We start from the raw sequence: 23,404 nt of genomic DNA, 5'->3' as shown, positions 1-23,404 counted from the left end.
GTCAGCCCTCCCGGTACGCGAAAGGTTTGCGTTCCCCCAGGTGGTGCAGCACGCGGCGGGCGTTCGCGACTTCCCCGGCCACGTCGACCTCGGCCACCGCGAGCCCCGCCTTCGACCAGGTGCGTGCCAGGATCTCGCCACCGGGGCCGACGACCTTGGCCTGGCCGAGGAACCGCATGCCACCCATCGCGCCGGTCTGGTTGGACGACACGAGCACCACCTGGTTCTCCGCGGCGCGCGCCTGGTCGTACAGGTCGAACAGCCGCGACTGGCGGTCCTGCGCCATCCGCGGTGCCCGGTCGGTGATGCTCGTCGGCCACGCCGAGAGGCACGCGACGATCTCCGCGCCGTCCACCGCGAGCGAGCGCGCCGACTCCGGGAACGTCTTGTCGTAGTCGATCAGCATCCCGACGCGCCCGACCGGCGTGTCGAACGCGGTGAAGGAATCCCCCGCGTCGTACGCGACACTCTCCCCCGGCGGCTGGTGCACCTTCCGGTGGTGGCCGAGCACACCGTCGCCCGTCACGCACACGGCCGCGTTGTAGCGGCGCGCACCGTCAGCCTCGCAGTAACCCACGCACACGGTCATCTCCGCCGCCAGCGCCTGCACCGTTTTCAGCTCGGGGCAGCCGGGTTCGAGCGCCGGCGGCAGCGCGTCCGGGTCGGGGTGGCGCAGGTCGGCGAGGTAGCCGCCGAGCGCCGCGTCGGGCAGCACCAGCAGATCGGCGCCGCTCTGGCGCGCGTGGTCGATCAACGTGGCGATGCGCCGCAGGTCGAACTCGAGGTCACGCCCGAAGTGCGCGGCCACGGCGGCGATCCGGAGCCGGCCCATTCACCCGCCCACGGTATACGCGGCGGGCCGGCGGTCGGCCAGGTGCGCCATCGCCCGGCGCGCACCCGCCAACGCGGCGGCGACGTCCAGCTCCGCGATCGCCAGCCCCTCGCCCACGCCCGTGTCGGCCAGCACCTCACCACCCGGATCGACGATCTTCGCACTCGCCACGAACCGCAGGTCGCCGAACGTCCCCGACTGGTTCGCCGAGACCCACACGATCTGGTTCTCCAACGCACGGGCCCGGTCGAACAAGTCGAACCGGCGCTTCCACCGGTCCTCGGCGAGGTCGGCACTCGGGTTGGTCCGGCTGCCCGGCCACGCCGACATGCACACCACCACCTGCGCGCCATCGAGCGCCAGCGCCCGTGCCGATTCCGGAAACGCCTTGTCGTAACAGATCATCATGCCCAGCCGGCCCACCGGCGTGTCGAACGCGGCGAACCCGCTGCCCGCGCCGTAGCTGGCGTCCTCCGACAACGGCTGGTGCACCTTCCGGTGGTGCCCCAGCACGCCGTCGCCGGTCACGCACACGGCCGAGTTGTAGCGCAGGTCGCCGTCGCGCTCGCAGTACCCGGCCGTGACCACGAGGTCGCCTGCCAGCTCGGCCAGGCGGCGGATCTCCGGGCCCGCCGGGTCGAGCGCGGGCGGGCCCTCCGCGCCACCGTCGAGGTTCGCGAGGTACCCGCCGAGCGCCGCCTCGGGCAGCGCGAGCAGCCCGACGCCCTCGGACCTGGCCTCGCCGATCAGCTTCTCGATCCGCGCGAAGTCGCCCTCGACGTCGCGGTCGAAGGGCGCCGCCACCGCGGCCATCCGCACCGTGCTCATGTTCTCTCCTCGGTCATGCCGCCTCCTCTTCGGACACGCCAAGGCGCGGCAGCATCACACCGTCGGCGAGCATGGTGTTCGATGATTCGGACCTGCAAGCAGTTCTCATGCTGCCTCCCCCAACCCCGTGACCCCGCCGTCCACGACGGTGGTCACCTCGCCGTCCGGCCACCGCAGCCGCACGCCGGATCCCGCCACGAGCTCACCGCATTCGGCGGTCACGGCGGCGCGGGCCGGAGCGGGCGCCCCGGCCGTGAGCATCGCGAAGCCCGGGAAGCAGGTGAACCAGTCGCCCACCGTCGTCCCGGCCGGGCGCGGCACCTTCGTGACGTCCAGCACCGCGCCGCAGCCCGACGCCTCGGCGAGCATCCCGAGCGTGCCGGCAAGGCCCGCCATCGACACGTCCTTCGCCGCCGCGGGCCGCGCCCGGGCGACGGCGCCGAGCTGGTCACGCAGCTCGGGTGTGCGCCGTGAGCTCGTCGAATCCCATAACCGCCCGGTGTATCCGGGCCGCCAGCGGCCCTCGAGGTCGGCGGTCAGGTAGAGCGCCTGCCCGGGTTTCCCGCCGCCACCGGGCACCGGCTCGGCAGCGCGGCCCAGCGCGGTGACGGCCAGCGACGCCGGGACGCCGAACTGCGTGTGCCCGCCGAGCACGGGCACCCCGTACGCGCTGCTCGCCTTCCGGAGTCCGGAAAGGACTCTCGCCGCGAACGACGCGTCCCGCGCACCCAGAGCGTCCAGCAGCGCAACGGGTTCCGCGCCCATCGCCGCGAGGTCGTTCACGTTCACCAGCACCGAGCACCAGCCCGCCCACTCCGGATCGCGCTCGACCATCGACGGCACGATCGCGTCGCACGCCGCGACGAGGTCACTACCCGGAATCGGCACGCCGTCGTCACCGAAGAAGCCCGGGCTGCCGGTGAGGCCGGGCAGCAGTGTCCCCAGTGGACGTTTGGTGGCCCGCGCCAGCGTGGCCACGCGGCCGATCGGCCACCGCATCAGGATGTGCCGGACATCCGCGACCGTGACCGGCCGCACGTGCTGCCAGCCCAGACGCGTGAACATCCGCTCGTTCTGCACCTGCACCGTCGCCTCGAACCGCAGCGCGCCTTCCGATTCGGCCCGCGCGCACGCGGCCCGCACGAGAGCGCGTCCGACACCGTGCGGGCTGCCCGGCGCGACGACCAGCCGTCCACCGGTCCACCAGCCGAAGTCCGGGCCGTCTTGCGCCGGGCCGAGCCGGACGCCGCCGAGCACGGTGCCGGCCTCGTCGCGCGCCACGAGCACCAGTGTCCGCGGGTCGGTGTCGCGGTCGTCGACGTCATGGCTCGCGAACAGGCCTTGGCGCTCGACGAACGTCTCGTGCCGCAACGCGCGATACGCCGTCAGTCCACTGTGGTCGGCCGGTTCGATCCGGAACTCAGGTGGGGCAGCGCCGCCGCGGGAATCGCCGAGCAACGCCAGGATGTCGTGGTCCACGTCAGCCTCCCGCCGCGCTGAGGACGCTGCACGCTCCGCAAGCCGCGCAACCCGCTCCCTGGTCGGCTCCGGTCATCCCCGCGGCCCGCAACAGCTCGGCCACCCGCCGCGTCACGTCACGGACCAACGCGGGCGTCGGGGCCACCGCACCGTCGCGTCGGGCAAGCGTGCCGAGCATCGGCCGCATCGGCACCACGAAGGGGTACACGCCCCGCTCGATCAGCCGACCGGCGCCCGCGACGAGCTCATCCGGATCCTCACCGAGGCCGATCAGCAGGTACGTCGACACGCGGTTGGGGCCGAACACGCGCACGGCCTCGTCCCACGCCGCCTCGTACTCCGCCATCGGCACGCTCGACTTGCCGGGCATCCACCGGCGGCGCACGTCCTCGTCGAGCGACTCCACGTGGATGCCGATCGACGTCGCGCCCGCCTCGCGCAGCTGGCTCAGCACGGCGAGGTCGCCGGGCGGCTCGATCTGCACCTGGATCGGCAGCCCGGGCACGGCCTCGAGTACCGCGCGCACGCAGCGCACGAGGTGCCGCGCCCCGCGATCCGGCCCGGCCGTGGTCCCGGTGGTCAGCACCATCTGCTTGATCCCGTCGAGCCGCACGGCCGCTTCCGCGACCTCGGCGAGCTGCGCCGGGGTCTTGGCCGCGACCGTCGAATCGGCGCGCAGCGACTCTTCGATGGTGCAGAACCGGCAGCGCTGGTCTTCGACGTAACGGATGCAGGTCTGCACGACGGTGCTCGCAAGCACGTCCTTCCCGTGCAGCAGCGCGATCTTGGGGTAGGGCACCCCGTCCGCGGTGGACAGGTCGTAGAACTTCGGCCGGGCCACGGGCTCGACGCTGAGGCCGAGGTCGAGCGAGCCGCGGAAGACACGTCCTTCCCGTACCTGGTAGGGGCTTTCGTCGTTGAGCGGCAGCGTGGCGTTGGCACCGTCGACGACCAGGTGCCCGTCGTCACTCGGCCCGGCGCCTTTGCTGCGCTGCACGGGTGCGTCCATCCGCACCCCGCGGACGGCCATGTCGGCGCGGGTGTCCAGAAATTCCTCGGTAGTGGTGCCAACGCGCACGCCCGCCTCCTAGAACATGTACGTGGAGTTGATGATCGCGCCCTTGCGCGCGTAGTGGATCAACGCGTCCTGCACGTCGAGCGGGTGTGCCGGGATCACGCCCTCGATGAGGTCCTCCTCGCGCGCGCCGTGCAGCGAAAGCCCGAAGCGGCAGCAGTAGACCTTGCCGCCTTCGGCGATGAACGTCTTGAGCTGGTCGTTGATGTTCAGCTCGCCGGGGAACGCGGCGTTGCCGGTGGTGGGGAACCCGCGCGTGGCCAGGCAGTTGAGCGAGCCCGGGCCGTAGAAGTAGATCGCGGTCTCGAAACCCTTGCGCAGTGCGCGGGTCGCCTGCAGGATCGCGACGAAGCTCACCGACGACTCGTGCGCGATGCCGTGCACGAGGGTGAAGTAGGTCTCCCCGTTCTCCGCCTGGTAGTCGGGGAAGATCTTGGTGGCGCCGTAGAGGTTCGAACCCTGCGGCAAAGACGGGTGCGGAATCTCGTCGAGGCTGGTCTTCTCGAGGTCGGTCAGCTCGGCCATCGGTCATTTCCCTTTCTTCGGTCCGTACAGCACCTCGAACGTGCTCCGGAAAACGTGGTCGGCCAGCTCGCCGTCGCCGACCACCGCGGTCAGCTTCGCGAGCTCGCCCTCGTGGTCGCCCCACGGCTCGTCGGAGGCGAAGAGCACGCGGTCGTGCCCGATCCCGCGCCGGGAGATCTCCTCGGCCAGCCATCGCGGGGTGAAGCCGATCGCCCAGGACAGGTCGGTGTAGACCTGCTTGCCGGCGGCGATCCAGTCGAAGAAGCGGCCGCCGGCGAGTTTGATGTGCCCGCTCATGCCACCACCGAAGTGCACGAGGTGCAGCTTCGCGTGGTCGGCGTATTCGTCGACGAGCTTGCCCACTTCGTCCACATCGGACGCGGCGCCGGGCGAGGTGTGGACGTGGACGACGAGGTCGTGTTCGCGGGCGGCGGCGAAGACCTTGTCGAGCTGAGGTTTGCAGGCCGGGTCGCTCGCGCGGCCGCCGAGGAGGAAACTGAGCTTGAGCGCGCGGACGCCGGGTTCGCCGGCGAGCTTGAGCGCCTGGTCGGTTCTCGCGGCGTCTTCTTTTCGAGGCGACACCCACAGGGCCGCGGCGATCCGGTCGTCCTTTCCGGATGCTTCGACGCAGAGCTCGTTGAAGGAGAACGCGATCTCCGGGTCGGGCACGCCGTAGTTGGGGATCACGAGGGCGCGTTCGGTGCCTTCGCGGTCCAAATCGGACAGGAGCTCGTCGATCGTCGCGCGCGCACCGACGGCCGGGGCGACCGGCGGGCCGCCGTAGAAGGGGTACGCGGGCAGCACGCCGAGGTGGCGGTGGGCGTCGGCGATCCATTGCATCACGCGACCGTCCTCGGGGCGACCCAGTCGTCGGCCGGCTCGGTGTTGCGTGGTGTGCCGGAGATCCAGCGGACGTCGGCCGCGCGCTCGCCCGCGACGATGCGCCGCGCCAGATATTCCGCGTCGGCGCCGACGCCGCAGAACCGGCCGGAGCCCCAGGTGTGCTGCCACGGCAGGCCGAGGAAGAACAGACCGGGACAGGTCGTGACGCCGCGGCGGTGCGTCGGGTAGCCCTTGCCGTCGAACACCGGGACGTCGATCCAGCGGTGGTCCCGGCCGAATCCGGTGCTCCAGACGACGGCGGAGATCCCTTTCGTGTCAAGGGTTCGCGGCTCGTCGTCCGGTTGCCAGACGGGGGTGTAGCGGGGTTCTGGTGGTGCTTCGATGTTCGCCCGGGTGAGGTAGGCGTCGATCGAGTCCTTGATGCCTTCGGACACGGCGTCGGCCGCGTCGAGGTTGCGCCGGAGATCGGGAGCGAAGGTCAGGGTGCGGTCGCGGACGTCGGTGAGACGCCCGTAGAGCTGCATGCCCTCACGGGCGAACGCGCGCAGGTCGATGTCGTGGCCGCCGTCGCGCCCGGTGACGTAGTGGTTGGCGCGGAACCGGACGGCGTCGGCGTCGGCGAACTCGTCGATTCCCCTGGCGTAGTAACCCATGTCGTCGAGCCAGGCCACCACGTCGCGGCCCCGGTAACGCCGCGCCACCCGCGGCGCCGACCCCACCGCGAGGTGCACGCGGCGGCCGGCGAGGTGCAAGTCCTCGGCGATCTGGCAACCGGACTGGCCGGTGCCGACCACGAGCACCTCACCATCGGGCAGCTGCTCCGGGTTGCGGTACTCGGAACTGTGCAGCTGCGCCGTGGCGGCCGGCAACCGCTCGGCCAGCCGCGGCTTGAGCGGCACCTGGTACGGGCCGGTCGCCACCACGACGTGGTCCGCCGTCAGCTCACCCTGCGTGGTGGCCACGCGGAACCCGCCGCCGGGCACCTTCGTCAGGCGCGTGGCCTCGACCCCCTCGACGATCGGCACGTCGAAGGATTTCTTGTAGTCTTCGAGGTAGGCGACGATGTCGTCGCGCACCATGAACCCGTCCGGATCATCGCCCGGGTAGGGGAAACCGGGAAGCCGGCACTGCCAGTTGGGCGTCACGAGGCAGAAGCTGTCCCAGCGGCGTTCTCGCCACTCGTGCCCAGCGCTCGCGCGCTCGAGCACCACGTGCCCGACCCCGGCGGTCGTCAGGCAGTGGGACATCGAGAGCCCCGCCTGTCCGCCGCCGACCACGATCACCGGCCGGTGCAGGCCGTCGAGCTGGAAGTTCATGCCGCACAGTGCACCGCCGGGCGGAGTCCGAACCGTTTCATCCGGAACACCGCCGTGTTACATGCACCGCGCAGAGTTACGGTTCCCGGTGGTGCGCGTTAACACGATTTCGGGTGGGGGTAAGAAATCGCGGCGCCCGCCTCACCCGATCGAGTGACGTCAGGCAGGACAACCCTTCAGGCGTCTCAGGCGTGTGAGCTCAGGGCGCTCCTCCGCGGGCGCAGCGCCGCGAGCGAGCGAGGGGAACTCGAGTGGGACGCTGGATCACGAAGAACGGCCAGCACATCTACATCAGAGGCAGCGGCAAGGGCGTCGCCGTCGCAGTCGCCGGCCTGATGTTGTTCGGTGGCGTTGCTGGCACCGGAGCGCTCGGAGGTGCCGAGGGCGGAGCCGCAGTGGATGCGGCCGCCGACTCGCTGGCCGGGAACACCGCAGGCGACGTCGTGGACTCGCTGCCGGGACGCTCGCTGAAGGCCCGAACCAAGTCCGGGCAGGAAAGCGCACGCAAGGGCGATGCCAAGAACGCGTGGAGCCGGCTGAAGTTCAAGGAGCTCGAGCGCAAGGTCGAACGCAAGCTCGAACGTGAGGCCGACTGCTTGGTCGCCGCGTCGGGCCGGGTCCGAGAGTTCCTGGCCAAGACCCCGTGCACATCGCTGGGCCGGATGCTCCTGGCCGTCGGAGACGGTCATGGCAACGCGGCGGTCGTCTCGGTGGTACGTGTCGGGTTCAAGACCAAGGCGCAGGCAGGCAAATTCCGTCAAGTCGAGACTGTGCAGGGCAGTGGCGACGTCCGCCCGCTGGAGGCCGCCGTGACACTCGGGCTGGCCGGTGTCCGCATGACCGGCCTCAACTACTCCGACCGTCCCGACGGTACCGGCCTGGTCGTCGCCGAAGCCGATCAAGCCACTGGGCACGTGCCGCGTGAGACCTTGAAGGCGCTCGCCGACGTCGCCGCGTACCTGCCGGTGAAGTAATCGAAAAGGGCCCCTCCGCCGGCAGCGGAAGGGCCCTGTTTCACCACCTCAAGGCCGTGGCCCCACAACCTCCGCGCCATCCGTGATCGTGATCGCCATCGCCGGGCACGAGTCCGCGGCGTCGAGGGCGGTCTCATCCGGCGCGACGGTGTCCGCCAACGTGTGGGCGACCGGGCCGTCCAGGGCGAAGAGCTCCGGCATCAGCGAGGCGCACATGCCGGAGCCGATGCACGTGTGTTCGTCGACTTCCACTTTCCAGGTCATCGTCACCACCCGATCGGCATGGAGCGTGGTCCGCGGACCAGCATCTGGGTTTTCCACACGATATCGCCGGCGAGGTGGAGATTCGGCATTTCGCGCGTGAGAGCCTTCAGCGCCTCCTGCAGCTCCAGGCGGGCGAGCGGCGCGCCGAGGCAGTGGTGCACGCCGTGGCCGAAGCCGAGGTGGTGGGTGTCCTCACGGTCGAATACGAGGGTGTCCGCGTCGCCGAACTGGAGGCGGTCGCGGTTGGCCGCCCCGATCGCGACGAGCACCGGTTCGCCCTCGCGGACGAGCACGTCGCCGACCTGCACGTCTTCGGTGGCGTAGCGCGCGAAGCCGGCGCCGGCGCCCAGGGGGACGAAGCGCAGGAGCTCCTCGACGGCGGCGTTGATCAGCGATGGGTCCTCGACGAGCTTCTTCCACTGCTCCGGCTGGTCGAGCAGCGCGTAGACGAAGTTCGGGATCTGGCTCGCCGTGGTCTCGTGGCCGGCGATCAGGATCCCGACGCACAGGTCGACCAGCTCCAGCTCCGTGAGCCGGTCGCGCACGTCGCGCGCCTCGATCAGGGCCGTCATCAGGTCGTCCTGCGGCTGCTCGCGGTGCTGCGCGATCAGGCCCGACATGTACGCGCGCAGCTCTTCGCGGTTGCGCTGGAACTCCTCGGCGGTCAGGCCGCTCGTGGTCAGCGCGGCGTCGCTCCACACGCGGAACTTCGGGCGGTGCTCGGTCGGCACGCCGAGCAGCTCACAGATCACCGCGACGGGGATCGGCAGCGCATATGCGTCGACCAGGTCGGCGGGCTGCCCGGCCGCCTTCATGTCCTCGATCAGCCCGGTCGCCAGCTCCTCGACGCGCGGCCGCAGCAGCTCCACGCGCCGGACGGTGAACGCCTTCGCGACGAGCGTGCGCAGCCGCGTGTGGTCCGGCGGGTCCATGGTGAGGATGCCGCCCGGACGCCGGTGCGCGGCCATCCGCGGCTCGTCCTTCTGCTCCGACATCGCGCGTGAGAACCGCCGGTCGCCCAGCACGAGCCGGGCGTCGGCGAACCGCGTGGCGAGCCAGGCGGGCTCACCGTGCGGCATCTGCACGCGGATCATGCCCTCCGCGTCACGGGCGGCGGCATACGCCGCGTTCAGCGCGAGCCCCGCCTCTTCGTTGAACGGGTACGCAAGCGGCTCCGACTGCGTGGTGGTCATGTGGAGAACTCCCAATCTGACGGAAAGTCCGGTTTGTAAGCGCGCGCTTACAACCACCGTACCGAGTCGGGCGCAGCTTGTCAGCCGCTGCGCAGCGGAAGATCAACGTGACTGTCCGTGACCATCGGTTGGGCGCGCTCGAACCCCGCCCCGGTGCCTGGCGAGTTACCGCGGGCCGTCCCCACGGGTGTGGCCGCCGGTGAAGATCCCCGTCTCGGGATCGAGGTGCCCGTGCAGCACCTGCTCGTGCACGCCCGGCGGGATGGCCGGCGCCTCGGGCGCGGTCCCGGTCCACTCCCCCAGGTCACCGCCGCCGGCGACGACCTCGTCCAGGAACTCGCGCACGGGCAGCGAAGACGGCGGGAGGAACGCCGCCAACCCGTTGCGCGGCACGGCGATCACACTCGGGATGCACGCCTTGTCGAAGTCCCCGTCCTCGAGGAAAGCGACGCTGTTGAACGGCACGATCCACGCCAGTTCGTGCTCCGACACGTATTCCTCTTCCACGACGAGCCGCCCGACCACGGGGTGGATGAGCTCCGGGCCGACCTGGTCGGCGATGAACCGCGTCGCGATCGCCACGGCATCCTGTTTCTGCATGTCTTCCGCCTGTCCGAATCAGCCGTTGAAGTGCTGGTCTGCCTTGAGCCAGTCCTGGTAGACGTCGTCGATGTTGTTTCCCGCGGCCGGGGCCGGCACCGGGTTCGGCGCGGGCGGGGGCGCCGGCGCCGCGGCCGGCGGGGGCGTCCACCCGGGCGGCGGGCCCTGCGCGCCGTGCGTCGGCGGGTCGTAGCGGAAGTACTGCAGGTTTCGTGGGTCGGTGTCCAGCTTGCCGAGCTTGCCCGACTGCCCGTCGAGGAAAACGACGCCCTTGTCCGTGTTGACCACGTTCATCACGTGGGAGCTGCGGTCGTCGCGGTGGACGATGACGTAGCCCTTGCTGCCGGGGTACTCGCTCGCCTTGTCGATGACCTGGTCCCAGTTGTCCAGGTCCTCCGGGCGCCCGGCGTTCGGGTTCTTCTGCCGCAACGGGTGGTTCGGCCCGACCGCGGTCCCGATCGTCTGGTCCTCGGGCAGCTTGGGGGCGGGCTTGACCTTGCCGCCCAGCATGTCGTCGACGGACGTGATGGCCAGCGTGCAGTTCTTCCCGTCCTTGGTCGGGTTCAGCTTGTTGAGGTTCGGGTAGTACTTGCTCGCGAAATTGCCTGCGCCGAGGGTGTCGGCGTTGATCGACGGCCTGGTCGTCCCACCCGGGCCGGCTGAAGCCTTCACCTTGTTGCCGGGCACGAAGACACCACCGACCTTGTTGAAGAACGAGCTGGTGGTGTCGCCGAGGCCGTGCACCGGCGAGTCGACGGGGTCGGGGCTGCGGGGCGGCGGAGATTTCGGGGCGTCCGCGCCCGCGCCGGACGTGTGGGTGGTGTCGCCCGACTTCGGGGTACCGCCGCCTCCGCCCGACTTGGGTGTGCCGCCGCCTCCGCCTGACTTCGCCGGCGGGGGCGTGAAGTCGGATCCCGAGCCGGTGTAGCCCGAGCCGCCGGGCGTGTCGTCGGCCGACTTCGCGGCGGGCGGCGGGGTGTAGTCCTTCGGCGAGCCTTCGTAGCCGGACGCCTTGGTCGAGTCGTCCGCGCCCGACTTGCCCGGGGGTAGGGTGTAGTCCTTCGGCGTGCCCTCGTAGCCGCCGCCCTTGGGCGCGCCACCGCCGTCACCGGCGGTTTTCACCGGCGGGGCCGTCGGGGTGCCGCTGAGGTCCTTGGTCTTCGGCGGCGGGGCGACCTTGCCGCCCTTGAGGCCTTTCAGCGCCTTGCCCGCGTCCTCGAACAGCGTCCCGGCCTTCTTCAGCAGCGGGACCAGGGCCTTGAGCGCTTTGACCAGCTTCGTCACGAGGCCCGTGATCTGCGACGCCGTCTTCGCGACGGCGCCGGCGACCTGCGGAACCACCCACGCCAGCCCGATGCCGAGCGTGAACACCACCTGCAGCGCCCAGCTGATCAGGTGCCCGATGAGCTCGGAGATGATGTCGCGCACGAGCGTCCGGACGGCGGCGACCACTTCACCCGCGGTCTTGACCCCGGACGACGCGCCCTCGGTGCCCTTCTGCGCGGACTGCAGCAGCGTGCCGATGTCCTGCGCACGCTGCCGGTACGCGTCCGACGCGGAGCCCGACCACGACTGCAGGTCGGCGTTCACGGCGTCGGTCAGGTCCGAGGCCACACTGCCGAGCTCTTTGGCGACGTTCGCCCACGTCTCGGACTGCGCCTTGATCTGGTCGGCATTGCCGGTGAGGCCGTTGAGCGCGTCCTTGAGCGGTCCGACGTGCTCCATGAGCCACGACACACCCGCGGCCAGGATCGCGCCGAAGGGGTCCATCGCGACCGACAACGCGTCGAGCGCGGTCCCCACCGCCCCCATAGCGACCGACGCCCAGTCGCCCGACTCGATGGCCGTCGAGAGGTCGTTCGCGGTCTCCAGCAGCGAAATCCCCGAATACGCCTTGGTCGAATCCACGGTCGGCGCAATCAGCGGATTGCTCATGCGGTGTCTCCTCGTGCCCTGAACTTGATCTCATCTCATCACGGCCGCACGGGGGCCGTCGGTTCACCACAGTGATGTGTCGCCGCGCACAAACCCACCCGAATGAGTGCACGATCGACCCTGCCCGCCCGCGTGACGCGGCGCCGATGCGCCCTCACCACTCGCAGTGCGGTTAACCTCGTGCGCGAACGGGAGGCGTCATGACCGCAGAATCGCACGCCCGGAAGCGAGACGCCGCGGCGACGAAAGCGGCGCTGCTCGACGCCGCCGAACAACTCTTCGCCGAGCGCGGCTTCGACCGCACCACCGTGCGCGACATCGCCGGGCGCGCGGGCGCGAACCAGGCGCTGCTGTTCCGCTACTTCGGCAGCAAAGAAGCCCTCTTCGAGTCCGTCATGACCCGCGGCGGCTTCGCCCAGCTGGAGGCGACCCCGCCCGAGCACCTGTTCGCCGAAACCCTGCGCAGCCTCCTCAAGGACGACTCCGAACGCCGCGACCGCTCCCTGGAGACCTACCTGCGCTCCACCGGCACCGACGGCGCCGGCGCCGCCCTGCGCGACCAGCTCGGCGAGGAATACGCCCGCGCCCTGGCCTCCCTCACCGACGAGCCCGACGCCGCCCTCCGCGCCGACCTCGCGCTGGCCTGGCTGCTCGGCATCGGCCTCGTCCGCGCGGTCACCCGCAAGGACCCCCTGGCGAGCGCCTCGCCGGAGGACGTGGCCCGGTTGACGGGGCCGGCGGTGCGGACGTTGCTGGAGCGCAGCGAATAAGCCGGAGCAGCACCGCGAGCGGGTCCAGCTCAGTCACGCAGCTGACCGGACCATTCCGACCATGGCGCCGGCCCTCGGCTCGTTCGCCGAAACCTGGTGGGGCACCGGCTAACGCAACGCCCGCCGCAGCAACTCCGCCAGGTGCACCGCCTGCCGGCCCGACTCCTGCGCGATCTGCGTCCGGCAGCTGAACCCGTCGGACAACACCACAGTGGACTCCGCGGCCCCTCGCACCGCCGGCAGCAAGCGGTCCTCCGCCACGGCCTTGGACACCTCGTAGTGTCCCTTCTCGAACCCGAAGTTCCCGGCCAGCCCGCAGCACCCCGAGTCCAGCGTCGTGTTGCGCACGCCCGCCGCCGCCATGGCCGCTTCGTCGGCGGCGAAGCCGAGCACGGCGTGCTGGTGGCAGTGGACCTGTGTGATCGTCTCGACGTCGAGCGACACCTCCAGCGGCTTCGGCGCGTCGGCCAGCAGCTCGGCGAACGTCCGGGTTCGCGAGGCCAGCAGCTCGCCGACGGGATCGCCGGGCAGCAAAGCCGCCAGGTCACCCCGGAACAGCGCCGTGCAGCTCGGCTCCAGGCCCGCCACCTCGTAGCCGGCTTCGAGATACGGCCGCAGCACCGTCAACGTCCGCTGCAGCACGCGCTTCGCCACGTCCAGCTGGCCCGTCGACACCCACGTCAGTCCACAGCAGACACCGCGGTCGGGCAGGACCACGTCGTACCCGGCCGCCGTGAGCACCTCGGTCGCGGCTTCGAGCACGTCCGGCGTGAGGTAGTTGTTGAACGAGTCCGGCCACAGCACCACCCGCCGCTCACCCGTCGCCCAGCGGCGCAAGTCGCGACGGGCCCGCGTGAACGGCACGGTGGCAAACGTGGGCAGGTCGCGTTCGGCCGCGATGCCGCCCAACCGCTTCAGCGGCCCGGCAGCCCAGCGGCGGCGAGAGAAGAAGTTCGCCACGCGCGGCGCGAGCGACACCGCGCGCAGCCACATCGGCAGCCAGCCCATCGAGTAGTGCGACGCCGGGCGCCGCCGCCCGCGGTAGTGCTGGTGCAGGAACTCGGCCTTGTAGGTGGCCATGTCGACGTCCACCGGGCAGTCGGACAGGCAGCCCTTGCACGACAGGCACAGATCCAGCGCCTCGGCGACCTCCTCGGACGCCCAGCCGTCCTTGATCACCTCGCCGTTCACCATCTCGGCCAGCAGATGTGCGCGTCCGCGCGTGGAATGTCGTTCTTCGCGCGTCGCGCGGTAACTCGGGCACATCACACCACCGCCGCTGGTGTTGCGGCACTTCCCGACGCCGACGCACCGCCGCATCGCCTGGCCGAAACTGCCGCGGTCCTCGGGGTAACCGAGCACCGTCACGTCTTCGAGCGCGAGCGGCGCGCGGCGCACGCGCAGGTCGGCGTCCACCGGCCGCGGGTCCACGATGATGCCCGGGTTCATCCGGCCCTCCGGGTCGAAGATCGCCTTGAACCGCCCGAACAACGCCATCATCTCCGGGCTGTACATGCGGCCCAGCAGCTCCGAACGCGCCTGCCCGTCGCCGTGCTCGCCGGACAGCGAACCGCCGTGTGCGGCGACGAGATCCGCGGCCTGCTCCAGGAACTTCCGGAATTGCGCCTTCCCCGGCGTGGACAGCAGGTCGAAGTCGAGCCGCAGGTGCAGACAGCCCTCGCCGTAGTGGCCGTAGACCACGCTGCGGCGGCCGTGCTCGCGCATCAGCTCCTTGAACCCCCGCAGGTACGAGCCGAGCTGCTCGGGCGGCACCGCGGCATCCTCCCAGCCGGGCCAGGCTTCCGCGCCGTCGGCCAGCCGCGTGGCCAACCCCGCCCCGTCCTCGCGGATACGCCACAACCGGCGCTGCGCCGCGGGGTCGTCGAGCACCACCGAACCCGTGAGCGCGCCACCCAGCGAAGCCGCCAGCTCCCGCGCCCGCGAAGCGGCTTCGGCCGGCGAGGAACCCGCCAGCTCCACGAAAAGCCACGCCCCGCCCGGCGGAAGTCCTTGCGCCCGACCGGGTTCCAGCATCGCGACGAGCTCCGCGTCCACGCCCTCGACGGTCAGCGGCGACCACGGCAGGATCCCCGGCACCGCGTCGGCCGCGTCGATGTCGGACGGGAAACCCAGCACCGCCAGCACGCGGTGCTTCGGCAGCTCGGCGAGTGCGACGGTCGCCCCCAGCACCGTCACGCACGTGCCCTCGCTGCCGACCAGCGCCTTGGCGACGTCGAACCCGTTCTCCGGCAACAGGTGCTCCAGCCCGTAGCCGGAGACGCGCCGGGAGAAGCTCGACAGTTCGGTGCGCAGCAAAGCGAGGTTGTCCCGCACCAGCGAACGCAGCTCGGTGAACACCCGACCCTCGGTGCCCGGAAGACCGGCCCGGGCGTCCACTTCGGACGGTGTCGTCGGCCCGACCGTGAGCCGCGTGCCGTCGTAGAGGAGCACGTCGAGCTCACGCACGACGTCGACGGTCCGGCCCCACGCCACGGAGTGCGAACCGCAGGCGTTGTTGCCGATCATGCCGCCGATCGTGCAACGGCTGTGCGTGGACGGGTCCGGCCCGAACCGCAGCCCGTGCGGCGCCGCCACCGCCTGCAGGTCGTCGAGCACCGTGCCGGGCGCCACGCGCGCGAGCCGCGTTTCGGGATCGATCCACTCGATCCCGCGCACGTGCCGTGACGTGTCGACCACGATCCCCGGCCCGCACGAGTTCCCCGCGACACTCGTGCCCCCGCCACGCGGCACCAGCGGCGCCCCGCGCTCGCGCGCCGCCGCGACGGCGGCGACCACGTCGTCCACCGTCTCCGGCAGCACCACGCCGAGCGGCACGTGGCGGTAGTTCGACGCGTCGGTGGTGTAGAGCGCCAGCGTGGCGGTGTCGCTGAGGATTCGCACGCCCTCCATTCAAGACACGCCGTCCTCCGGGCGGCACAGGGGGACCCCGGAAAATCCCGACATCACCCCAGAGAACACGTGAAATGCACGACATCGGGCCTGTCGGGACGGAAACTGTCGGTGGTGCGGGTTCTACTGGAGCAGCGAAGGAAGGAGGCACCGCGATGCAAAGTGAAGACTCGAGTGAGCTGAACTACCGCGAGCGGGCCACCCTGAGAGCCGTCGCGTCGGGGCGGGCCGAGATCAGCTGCAGCTGCGAGCCAGACCTGTACGTCGACGGGTTGAGCTGTTGCGACCAGGCCACCACCCGCCGGCTCGTGCGGCGCGGGTTCATCGAGGCCGCGGCCGAAGGGCCGTGCGGCGAACTGGTGCTGGCCGTGCTGACCGCGGCCGGGATGGTGGCGCTGAACGAAGCCACTCGGTCCGGGGCGGTCACCGCCGCCTGAGCCGGCCGCGCACCGAGCGCGATTCCCGGCACCCCACGGCGGTTCCGCAGCGGAGGCGTCCGTCAGGAACGCACCCATTCCTCCCCGAGTTCGACAGCCTCCGCCGTTCCGCCGGTCAGGTCGGCCAGCCAGGCGGCGAACGCCGGTTCCTCACCGGGAGCCAGGCCGACCTCGAAGTGCGCCGACGCCTCGAACCGGGTGTCGTGCAGCACATACGACGAAGCACGCAGGTCGTTCTCCAGCCGGCCCGAGCGGGTGTAGTCCACCTCGACGTCGAACAGCAGCAGGCGCCGGTACTCGACCACGGACGCGGCGTCCAGCGCGTCGGACACCGCTTGCCCGTACGCGCGGATCAGACCTCCCGCGCCGAGCAGCACCCCGCCGAAGTGACGCGACACCACGGCGACCGTGTCGGTCACCTCGCGCCGGCGCAGCACCTCCAGCATGGGGACGCCCGCGGTGCCGGCCGGTTCGCCGTCGTCGCTGGAGCGCTGGGTACGGCCGCCCGCGCCGAGGACGAAGGCGTGGCAGTGGTGGCGCGCCGCCGGTTCGGCCTTGCGCCGGGCCGCGATCACGGCCCGCGCGGCCGCCTCGTCGGCCACCGGAGCGAGCGCGCAGAGGAACCGGGAGCGCTTGATCTCGATCTCATGCAGTACCGGGCTCGCCACGGAGAGATAACGATCAGCCATCGACGATTCGCCTCATGTGTCCAGTCAACCAGCTCCACCCGCGGCACAACCCGCGACCCGCGCAGCCGTTTGCGCAGGTCAGCGCGGCTACTGACCAGTGGTCGGGAGACGTGGCCCGACATATGGGCATACCCGCGGAGCCGTCAACGTAAGCGTGGCATTTCCCACCCGGGCGCAACGACATATGTCGAACACAGCGAATTCACACTATCGTCATAAGACCCGGCGAACCCGGGGGTAACACCACGCGCCCGGCCGGCCCCCACCACACAGGCTGACCGAACCGCGCGTGCGCAGCCGCAGCGAACCGCTGCACCACCGAAGGACTGCTGCACCGACGAGAACAACAGCGCCGATCGTCAGGCAGAGCACTGGCGTAGAACGCGGCGCTGACGTAACTTGTGGCCGCCCAATGCTGTGCGGCTGTACCCGGAACCGCCCCTGCCGCAGCCCGGTCGATGTCGACCGAGCCGGCTTCAAGGGCGGTTTCCCCTTCTCGACTGACCATCGCGGTTCCGGACCACTTCGTTAACCGGTTCAGTGTCGAACCACCCGATGGAGTGAGTACCGGTCGCGCCAACGCCTTGGGAGGCGGCCAGCCGTGACCCACCGTTCCACTGCCGGTTCCACCGGTCTGTACGACCCCGCGTATGAGCACGACGCCTGCGGAGTCGCCTTCGTCGCCGATCTCGCCGGTCGCCGAGATCATCAGATCGTGGCGAAAGCCCTGGTCGCACTGCGGAACCTGGAGCATCGCGGAGCGCGCGGCGCCGAGCCCGACACCGGCGACGGCGCCGGATTGCTGATCCAGGTACCCGACGCGTTCTTCCGCGAGGTCGTGGACTTCACGCTGCCCGAAGAGGGCGCGTACGCCGTCGGCACCGCGTTCCTGCCCCGCGACGAGAAGCGCCGCGGCCGGGCCATGACCACCATCGAGCGGATCGCCGCCGAGGAGGACATGCGCGTGGTCGGCTGGCGCGAGGTGCCCGTGGACACCGCGCACTGCGGCCCGACCGCCGCCGAGACGCGCCCGCACCTCACACAGCTGTTCCTCGCCGGGCGCCGGCACAACCGCGACGGCCTCGGGCTCGAGCGGTCGGCCTTCTGTGTGCGCAAGCGCGCCGAGCACGAACTCGTGGACGATGACGTGTACTTCCCGTCACTGTCCTCGCGCACCATCGTCTACAAAGGAATGCTCACCGAGGACCAGGTCGAGCGGTTTTTCCTCGACCTGCAGGACGAGCGCGTGACGAGCGCCATCGGCCTCGTGCACTCCCGCTTCTCCACCAACACCTTCCCCTCGTGGCCGCTCGCGCACCCGTACCGCTATGTGGCACACAACGGCGAGATCAACACCCTCAAGGGCAACCGCAACTGGATGGACGCCCGCGAGGCCCTGCTGGAAACGGACCTCATCCCCGGCGACCTCAAACGCATCTACCCGGTCATCACGCGCGGCGCGAGCGACTCCGCCTCGTTCGACGAGGTGCTCGAACTGTTGCACCTGGGCGGCCGTTCGCTCCCGCATTCGGTCCTCATGATGATCCCCGAGGCCTGGGAGAACCACCAGGAAATGGACCCCGCCCGGCGGGCCTTCTACGAGTTCCACTCCACGCTCATGGAGCCGTGGGACGGACCGGCGCTGGTGGCGTTCACCGACGGCGCGCAGATCGGCGCGGTCCTCGACCGCAACGGCCTGCGCCCCGGCCGCTACTGGGTCACCGACGACGGCCTCGTCGTGCTCGCCTCCGAGGTCGGCGTGCTGGAGCTGGACCAGTCGACGATCGTGCGCAAGGGCCGGCTGGAGCCGGGCCGCATGTTCCTCGTGGACACGGTCGAGGGCCGGATCATCGAGGACGAGGAGATCAAGGGCCAGCTCGCCACCGCGCACCCGTACGACGAGTGGGTGGAGGGCGGCCTGCTGCGCCTGGAAGAACTGCCCGAGCGCGACCGCGAGGTGCCGCTGCACGCCGCGCTCGTCCGGCGTCAGCAGTCCTTCGGCTACACCGAGGAAGAGCTCGAGGCCATCCTCGAGCCGATGGCCCGCACCGGTGCGGAGCCGATCGGCTCCATGGGCAACGACTCCCCGCTCGCGCCGCTGTCTTCGCGTTCACGGCCGTTGTTCGACTACTTCATCCAGCTCTTCGCTCAGGTCACGAACCCGCCACTCGACTCGATCCGCGAAGAGCTCATCACGGCGCTCGGGACGCAGGTCGGCGCCGAACCGAACCTGCTCGTGGCCAACGCGGCGTCGTGCCGGCGCATCGTGCTGCCGTTCCCGGTGCTGGACAACGACCAGCTCGCCAAGCTCGTGCACGTCAACGACGACGGCAACCTGCCAGAGTTCCAGGCCGTGACGGTGCTCGGCCGCTACAACGTCCATGGCGGCGGCGAAGCGCTCGTTCAGCGGCTCGACGAGATCCGTTCCGAGGTGTCCGAGGCCATCGAGGACGGCGCGCGGCTGATCGTGCTGTCCGACCGCGGCGTCGACGAGAACCACGCGGCCATCCCGTCGCTGCTGCTGACCGGCGCCGTGCACCACCACCTCGTGCGGGAGAAGACACGCACGCAGGTGGGCCTCATCGTCGAGGCCGGCGACGCGCGCGAGGTGCACCACATCGCGCTGCTTGTCGGGTACGGCGCGGCCGCGGTCAACCCTTACCTCGCGATGGCGACGGTCGAGGAAATGGCCCACCAGGGCCTGATCCCGGGCGTCACGGCGAAGCAGGCGACCGCGAACCTGATCAAGGCGCTCGGCAAGGGCGTGCGCAAGACGATGTCCAAGATGGGCGTCTCGACAGTCGCCTCCTACACCGGTGCGCAGATCTTCGAGGCCGTGGGCCTGGGTGCCGACATCGTCGACACCTGCTTCACCGCCACCACCTCGCGGCTCGGCGGCGTCGGGTTCGACACGATCGCCGACGAGGTCGAGCAGCGCCACCGCCGCGCGTTCCCGGGTGACGGTGTGCGCGCGAGCCACCGCGAGCTGGAGACCGGCTCGGACTACCAGTGGCGCCGCGAAGGCGAGCCGCACCTGTTCAACCCGCAGACCGTGTTCAAGCTGCAGCACTCCACGCGCAGCGGGAAGTACGAGGTCTTCAAGGAGTACACGAAGGCCGTCAACGACCAGTCCGAGAAGCTGCAGACGCTGCGCGGGCTGTTCGACTTCAAGACCGGCGAGCGCCCGCCCGTGCCGATCGAGGAGGTCGAACCGGTCTCGGAGATCGTGAAGCGCTTCGCGACCGGCGCCATCTCCTACGGCTCGATCTCGATGGAGATGCACCAGACGCTGGCGATCGCGATGAACCGCCTCGGCGGCAAGTCCAACACCGGCGAAGGCGGCGAGGACGCCGAACGGCTCTACGACCCCGAGCGCCGCTCCGCGGTGAAGCAGGTCGCTTCGGGCCGTTTCGGCGTGACGAGCGAGTACCTCGTGAACGCCGACGACATCCAGATCAAGATGGCGCAGGGCGCGAAGCCCGGTGAAGGCGGGCAGCTGCCCGGCGCGAAGGTGTACCCGTGGATCGCGAAGACGCGGTACTCGACGCCCGGTGTCGGCCTGATTTCCCCGCCGCCGCACCACGACATCTACTCGATCGAGGATCTCGCCCAGCTGATCCACGACCTGAAGAACGCCAACCCGGCCGCGCGCATCCACGTGAAGCTCGTGTCCGAGGTCGGCGTCGGCACGGTCGCGGCGGGTGTGTCCAAGGCGCACGCCGACGTGGTCCTCATCTCGGGCCACGACGGCGGCACCGGCGCGTCGCCGCTCTCGTCGATCAAGCACGCGGGCGGTCCGTGGGAGCTGGGCCTGGCCGAGACGCAGCAGACGCTGTTGGCCAACCGCTTGCGCGACCGCATCGTGGTGCAGACCGACGGGCAGCTCAAGACCGGCCGCGACGTCGTGATCGCCGCGCTGCTCGGCGCCGAGGAGTTCGGTTTCGCGACCGCGCCGCTGGTGGTTTCGGGCTGCATCATGATGCGCGTGTGCCACCTCGACACCTGCCCGGTGGGCGTCGCGACGCAGAACCCCAAGCTGCGCGAGAAGTTCAGCGGCAAGGCCGAGTACGTGGTGAACTTCTTCGAGTTCATCGCCCAGGAAGTGCGGGAGTACCTGGCGGAGCTGGGTTTCCGGTCGATCGAAGAGGCGGTGGGCCGCGCCGAGGTGCTCGACAAGCGCAAGGCCGTGGACCACTGGAAGGCGGCCGGGCTCGACCTGTCGCCGATCTTCCACGTGCCGGAGCTGGCCCCGCGCGCGGCGCGCCACCAGGTCGTGAAGCAGGACCACGGGCTCGACAAGGCGCTGGACAACACGCTGATCCAGCTCGCCGAGGGCGCGCTCTCCTCGGGTGACAAGGTGCGGCTGGAGCTGCCGGTGCGCAACGTCAACCGCACCGTCGGCACCATGCTGGGCTCGGAGCTCACGAAGAAGTGGGGCGGTGAGGGCCTGCCGGACGACACGATCGACGTGACGTTCACCGGTACCGCGGGCCAGTCGTTCGGCGCGTTCGTGCCGAAGGGCATCACGCTGCGGCTCATCGGCGACGGCAACGACTACGTCGGCAAGGGCCTCTCGGGCGGACGGCTGATCGTGCGCCCGCCCAAGGAGGTCTCCTTCGCGGCGGAGGACCACATCATCGCGGGCAACGTGATCGCCTACGGCGCCACGAGCGGCGAGATCTTCATCCGTGGCAAGGTCGGCGAACGGTTCTGCGTGCGCAACTCGGGCGCGCTGGCCGTCGTCGAAGGCGTGGGCGACCACGGCGGCGAGTACATGACGGGCGGGCGAGTGGTGGTGCTCGGCGCCGTCGGGCGCAACTTCGCGGCCGGCATGTCCGGCGGCATCGCCTACGTGCTCGACCTGCCGGCGCACCGCGTGAACCCGGAGATGGTCGACATCGACCCGCTCGACGCCGACGACACCGACTTCCTGCGCGAGACCGTGGAGAAGCACTACAACGAAACGGAGTCCGCGGTCGCGCGCGAGCTGCTCGCCGACTGGGACGCCGCCGTCGACCGGTTCGGCAAGGTCATGCCGAAGGACTACAAGCGCGTGCTCGCCGCTCAGGTTCAGGCGGAGCGGGATGGGCGCGATGTGAACGAGGCGATCATGGAGGCCGCACATGGCTGACCCCAAGGGCTTTCTGACCACCACCCGTGAAGAACCGAAGCGCCGTCCGGTCGATCTTCGGCTGATGGACTGGCGTGAGGTCTACGAGGACTTCGCGTCGACCAAGCTGGAGAAGCAGGCCGGGCGGTGCATGGACTGCGGTATCCCGTTCTGCCACCAGGGCTGTCCGCTCGGGAACCTGATTCCCGAGTGGAACACGCTGGTGTGGCGGGAAGACTGGCGCGAGGCGGCCGAGCGGCTGCACGCGACCAACAACTTCCCGGAGTTCACCGGCACGCTGTGCCCGGCGCCGTGCGAGACCGCGTGCGTGCTCGGCATCAACGACGACCCGGTGACGATCAAGCGCGTCGAGATCTCCATCATCGACCGGGCTTTCGCCGAAGGCTGGGTCACGCCGCAGATCCCGGTGGCGAAGACGGGCAAGAAGGTCGCCGTCGTCGGGTCCGGGCCGTCCGGGCTGGCCGCGGCGCAGCAGCTCACGCGAGCGGGCCACAGCGTGGTGGTCTACGAGCGGGCCGAGAAGATCGGCGGGCTGCTGCGCTTCGGCATCCCCGAGTTCAAGATGGAGAAGTTCCGCCTCGACCGCCGGCTCGACCAGATGCGGGCCGAGGGCACCGAGTTCCGGACGTCGGTGAACGTCGGCGTGGACGTCACCGTCGAACAGCTGCGCTCGAACCACGACGCGGTGGTGCTCGCCGGCGGCGCGACCGCGTGGCGCGACCTGCCGATCGACGGCCGCGAGCACGACGGGATCCTCCAGGCGATGGAGTTCCTGCCGCCGGCCAACCGCGTCGCGTCGGGTGACCTCGACGAGGTCGAGTACTCCGCCGAGGGCCTCGACGTCGTGGTCATCGGCGGCGGCGACACGGGCGCGGACTGCGTCGGCACGTCGCACCGCCAGGGCGCTCGTTCGGTCACGCAGCTGGAAATCATGCCGCGGCCGCCCGAGGCCCGTTCGGACGCGCACCCGTGGCCGACGTACCCGATGATCTACCGGGTTTCCTCGGCCCACGAAGAGGGCGGCGAGCGCCTGTACTCCGTGAACACGCAGGAGTTCCTGGCCGACGCGGACGGTCGCGTCCGCGCGCTCAAGCTCGTGGAGGTGCGCAACGAGGCCGGCAAGTTCGTCCCGGTCGAGGGGAGCGAGAACGAGCTGCCCGCGCAGCTCGTGCTGCTGGCGATGGGCTTCGTCGGCCCTCAGCACTCGGGCCTGCTGGAGGACCTCGGCGTCGACCTCGACCAGCGCGGCAACGTCGCGCGCGACAAGGACTTCCGCACGAGCGTCGACAACGTCTTCGTCGCCGGCGATATGGGCCGCGGCCAGTCGCTGATCGTGTGGGCCATCGCCGAGGGCCGCTCGTGCGCCGCCGGCGTCGACGCCTTCCTCACCGGCCGGGCCTTCCTCCCGGCCCCGATCGCGCCGACGGACCGGCCGATCGCGTGACCCCGTGGTGGGCGCACCAACGTTGCTGCGTCCGCCACGACCCCCTCAGCCCGAGGCAGGCGCACCAGCGTTGTTGCGCCTGCCTTGTCCTCAGTGGACCGTCCGCGGTCCGCCCCGGACCCGGGTGGTCACGGCAACGGCGCCGTGTTCGCCCGGCCC

Annotated in this window: 18 protein-coding genes and 1 pseudogene; 5 read left to right on the top strand and 14 right to left on the bottom strand. The window is 70.5% G+C overall.

What is annotated here, in order from left to right:
• Position 1: 1 nt before the first annotated feature.
• From AB0383_RS30430 to AB0383_RS30400, 7 genes are all read right to left on the bottom strand, one after another.
• The gene (locus AB0383_RS30430; RefSeq protein ID WP_364178634.1) at positions 2 to 832 is read right to left on the bottom strand and encodes a carbon-nitrogen hydrolase family protein; all 831 of its coding nucleotides are present in this window, start codon (positions 830 to 832) and stop codon (positions 2 to 4) included.
• A complete protein-coding gene (locus AB0383_RS30425; RefSeq protein WP_364178631.1) occupies positions 833 to 1,660 on the bottom strand; it encodes a carbon-nitrogen hydrolase family protein in 828 nt (275 codons plus the stop codon).
• A gap of 105 nt (positions 1,661 to 1,765) precedes the next feature.
• Positions 1,766 to 3,139 carry an MSMEG_0567/sll0787 family protein gene (locus AB0383_RS30420; protein WP_366189185.1) on the bottom strand — a complete coding sequence of 458 codons (1,374 nt, stop codon included), beginning with the start codon at positions 3,137 to 3,139 and terminating at the stop codon, positions 1,766 to 1,768.
• A gap of 1 nt (position 3,140) precedes the next feature.
• On the bottom strand, positions 3,141 to 4,217 hold the full coding sequence (locus AB0383_RS30415) for an MSMEG_0568 family radical SAM protein (protein ID WP_366189184.1): 1,077 nt from the start codon (positions 4,215 to 4,217) through the stop codon (positions 3,141 to 3,143).
• 9 nt (positions 4,218 to 4,226) lie between these two features.
• Positions 4,227 to 4,739 (bottom strand): MSMEG_0572/Sll0783 family nitrogen starvation response protein, encoded by a 513-nt coding sequence (locus AB0383_RS30410; RefSeq protein WP_220243137.1) that lies wholly within the window; start codon positions 4,737 to 4,739, stop codon positions 4,227 to 4,229.
• 3 nt (positions 4,740 to 4,742) lie between these two features.
• Positions 4,743 to 5,579 (bottom strand): amidohydrolase family protein, encoded by an 837-nt coding sequence (locus AB0383_RS30405; RefSeq protein WP_366189238.1) that lies wholly within the window; start codon positions 5,577 to 5,579, stop codon positions 4,743 to 4,745.
• Entirely contained in the window at positions 5,579 to 6,898 is a 1,320-nt protein-coding gene (locus tag AB0383_RS30400) for an MSMEG_0569 family flavin-dependent oxidoreductase (protein WP_366189183.1), read from the bottom strand. The genes AB0383_RS30405 and AB0383_RS30400 overlap by 1 nt, the downstream gene beginning before the upstream one ends.
• A gap of 251 nt (positions 6,899 to 7,149) precedes the next feature.
• Between AB0383_RS30400 and AB0383_RS30395 the strand changes: the two genes are divergently transcribed.
• Positions 7,150 to 7,872, top strand: a complete 723-nt coding sequence (locus AB0383_RS30395; RefSeq protein ID WP_366189182.1) for a hypothetical protein — start codon at positions 7,150 to 7,152, stop codon at positions 7,870 to 7,872.
• A gap of 48 nt (positions 7,873 to 7,920) precedes the next feature.
• Here the strand turns inward: AB0383_RS30395 and AB0383_RS30390 are convergent, their stop codons facing one another.
• The 5 genes and pseudogenes from AB0383_RS30390 to AB0383_RS30370 form a co-directional block, all read right to left on the bottom strand.
• Entirely contained in the window at positions 7,921 to 8,136 is a 216-nt protein-coding gene (locus AB0383_RS30390) for a ferredoxin (protein WP_364178617.1), read from the bottom strand.
• Positions 8,137 to 8,138: 2 nt separating this feature from the next.
• A complete protein-coding gene (locus AB0383_RS30385) occupies positions 8,139 to 9,329 on the bottom strand; it encodes a cytochrome P450 (protein ID WP_366189181.1) in 1,191 nt (396 codons plus the stop codon).
• 165 nt (positions 9,330 to 9,494) lie between these two features.
• Positions 9,495 to 9,929, bottom strand: a complete 435-nt coding sequence (locus AB0383_RS30380) for a YrhB domain-containing protein (protein WP_366189180.1) — start codon at positions 9,927 to 9,929, stop codon at positions 9,495 to 9,497.
• Positions 9,930 to 9,947: 18 nt separating this feature from the next.
• Entirely contained in the window at positions 9,948 to 10,601 is a 654-nt protein-coding gene (locus AB0383_RS30375) for a toxin glutamine deamidase domain-containing protein (protein WP_366189237.1), read from the bottom strand.
• A gap of 261 nt (positions 10,602 to 10,862) precedes the next feature.
• Positions 10,863 to 11,864 (bottom strand): annotated as a pseudogene (locus AB0383_RS30370) (hypothetical protein); the annotation flags it as partial.
• 200 nt (positions 11,865 to 12,064) lie between these two features.
• On the opposite strand from AB0383_RS30370, the gene AB0383_RS30365 reads away from it, so the two are divergent.
• Positions 12,065 to 12,634, top strand: a complete 570-nt coding sequence (locus AB0383_RS30365; RefSeq protein WP_366189179.1) for a TetR family transcriptional regulator — start codon at positions 12,065 to 12,067, stop codon at positions 12,632 to 12,634.
• A 108-nt stretch (positions 12,635 to 12,742) separates the two neighbouring features.
• Here the strand turns inward: AB0383_RS30365 and AB0383_RS30360 are convergent, their stop codons facing one another.
• Positions 12,743 to 15,535, bottom strand: coding sequence for an FAD-binding and (Fe-S)-binding domain-containing protein (locus tag AB0383_RS30360; protein ID WP_366189178.1), 2,793 nt, complete (start codon positions 15,533 to 15,535; stop codon positions 12,743 to 12,745).
• Between the two features lie 164 nt (positions 15,536 to 15,699).
• Between AB0383_RS30360 and AB0383_RS30355 the strand changes: the two genes are divergently transcribed.
• Positions 15,700 to 15,981 (top strand): hypothetical protein, encoded by a 282-nt coding sequence (locus AB0383_RS30355; protein WP_364178603.1) that lies wholly within the window; start codon positions 15,700 to 15,702, stop codon positions 15,979 to 15,981.
• A 62-nt stretch (positions 15,982 to 16,043) separates the two neighbouring features.
• Here AB0383_RS30355 and AB0383_RS30350 read toward each other — a convergent pair whose 3' ends face one another.
• Positions 16,044 to 16,670, bottom strand: coding sequence for a YigZ family protein (locus AB0383_RS30350; RefSeq protein WP_364178600.1), 627 nt, complete (start codon positions 16,668 to 16,670; stop codon positions 16,044 to 16,046).
• 601 nt (positions 16,671 to 17,271) lie between these two features.
• Here AB0383_RS30350 and gltB point away from each other — a divergent pair.
• Entirely contained in the window at positions 17,272 to 21,801 is a 4,530-nt protein-coding gene (gltB, locus tag AB0383_RS30345) for a glutamate synthase large subunit (RefSeq protein WP_364178598.1), read from the top strand.
• Positions 21,794 to 23,245 (top strand): glutamate synthase subunit beta, encoded by a 1,452-nt coding sequence (locus tag AB0383_RS30340; protein ID WP_366189177.1) that lies wholly within the window; start codon positions 21,794 to 21,796, stop codon positions 23,243 to 23,245. The genes gltB and AB0383_RS30340 overlap by 8 nt, the downstream gene beginning before the upstream one ends.
• Positions 23,246 to 23,404 lie beyond the last annotated feature (159 nt).

Origin of the sequence: Amycolatopsis sp. NPDC051373 (genome assembly GCF_040689465.1) — a bacterium.
In the GTDB taxonomy this organism is placed as follows: Bacteria; Actinomycetota; Actinomycetes; order Mycobacteriales; family Pseudonocardiaceae; genus Amycolatopsis.
This window is presented reverse-complemented; position numbering and strand designations above follow the sequence as displayed.

Coding starts and splice junctions, on each gene's coding strand:
- AB0383_RS30425 (WP_364178631.1), bottom strand. CDS start 1,660: ATGAGCACGGTGCGGATGGCCGCGGTGGCGGCGCCCTTCGACCGCGAC.
- AB0383_RS30340 (WP_366189177.1), top strand. CDS start 21,794: ATGGCTGACCCCAAGGGCTTTCTGACCACCACCCGTGAAGAACCGAAG.
- AB0383_RS30365 (WP_366189179.1), top strand. CDS start 12,065: ATGACCGCAGAATCGCACGCCCGGAAGCGAGACGCCGCGGCGACGAAA.
- AB0383_RS30400 (WP_366189183.1), bottom strand. CDS start 6,898: ATGAACTTCCAGCTCGACGGCCTGCACCGGCCGGTGATCGTGGTCGGC.
- AB0383_RS30410 (WP_220243137.1), bottom strand. CDS start 4,739: ATGGCCGAGCTGACCGACCTCGAGAAGACCAGCCTCGACGAGATTCCG.
- AB0383_RS30405 (WP_366189238.1), bottom strand. CDS start 5,579: ATGCAATGGATCGCCGACGCCCACCGCCACCTCGGCGTGCTGCCCGCG.
- AB0383_RS30355 (WP_364178603.1), top strand. CDS start 15,700: ATGCAAAGTGAAGACTCGAGTGAGCTGAACTACCGCGAGCGGGCCACC.
- AB0383_RS30390 (WP_364178617.1), bottom strand. CDS start 8,136: ATGACCTGGAAAGTGGAAGTCGACGAACACACGTGCATCGGCTCCGGC.
- AB0383_RS30430 (WP_364178634.1), bottom strand. CDS start 832: ATGGGCCGGCTCCGGATCGCCGCCGTGGCCGCGCACTTCGGGCGTGAC.
- AB0383_RS30380 (WP_366189180.1), bottom strand. CDS start 9,929: ATGCAGAAACAGGATGCCGTGGCGATCGCGACGCGGTTCATCGCCGAC.
- AB0383_RS30385 (WP_366189181.1), bottom strand. CDS start 9,329: ATGACCACCACGCAGTCGGAGCCGCTTGCGTACCCGTTCAACGAAGAG.
- AB0383_RS30350 (WP_364178600.1), bottom strand. CDS start 16,670: ATGGCTGATCGTTATCTCTCCGTGGCGAGCCCGGTACTGCATGAGATC.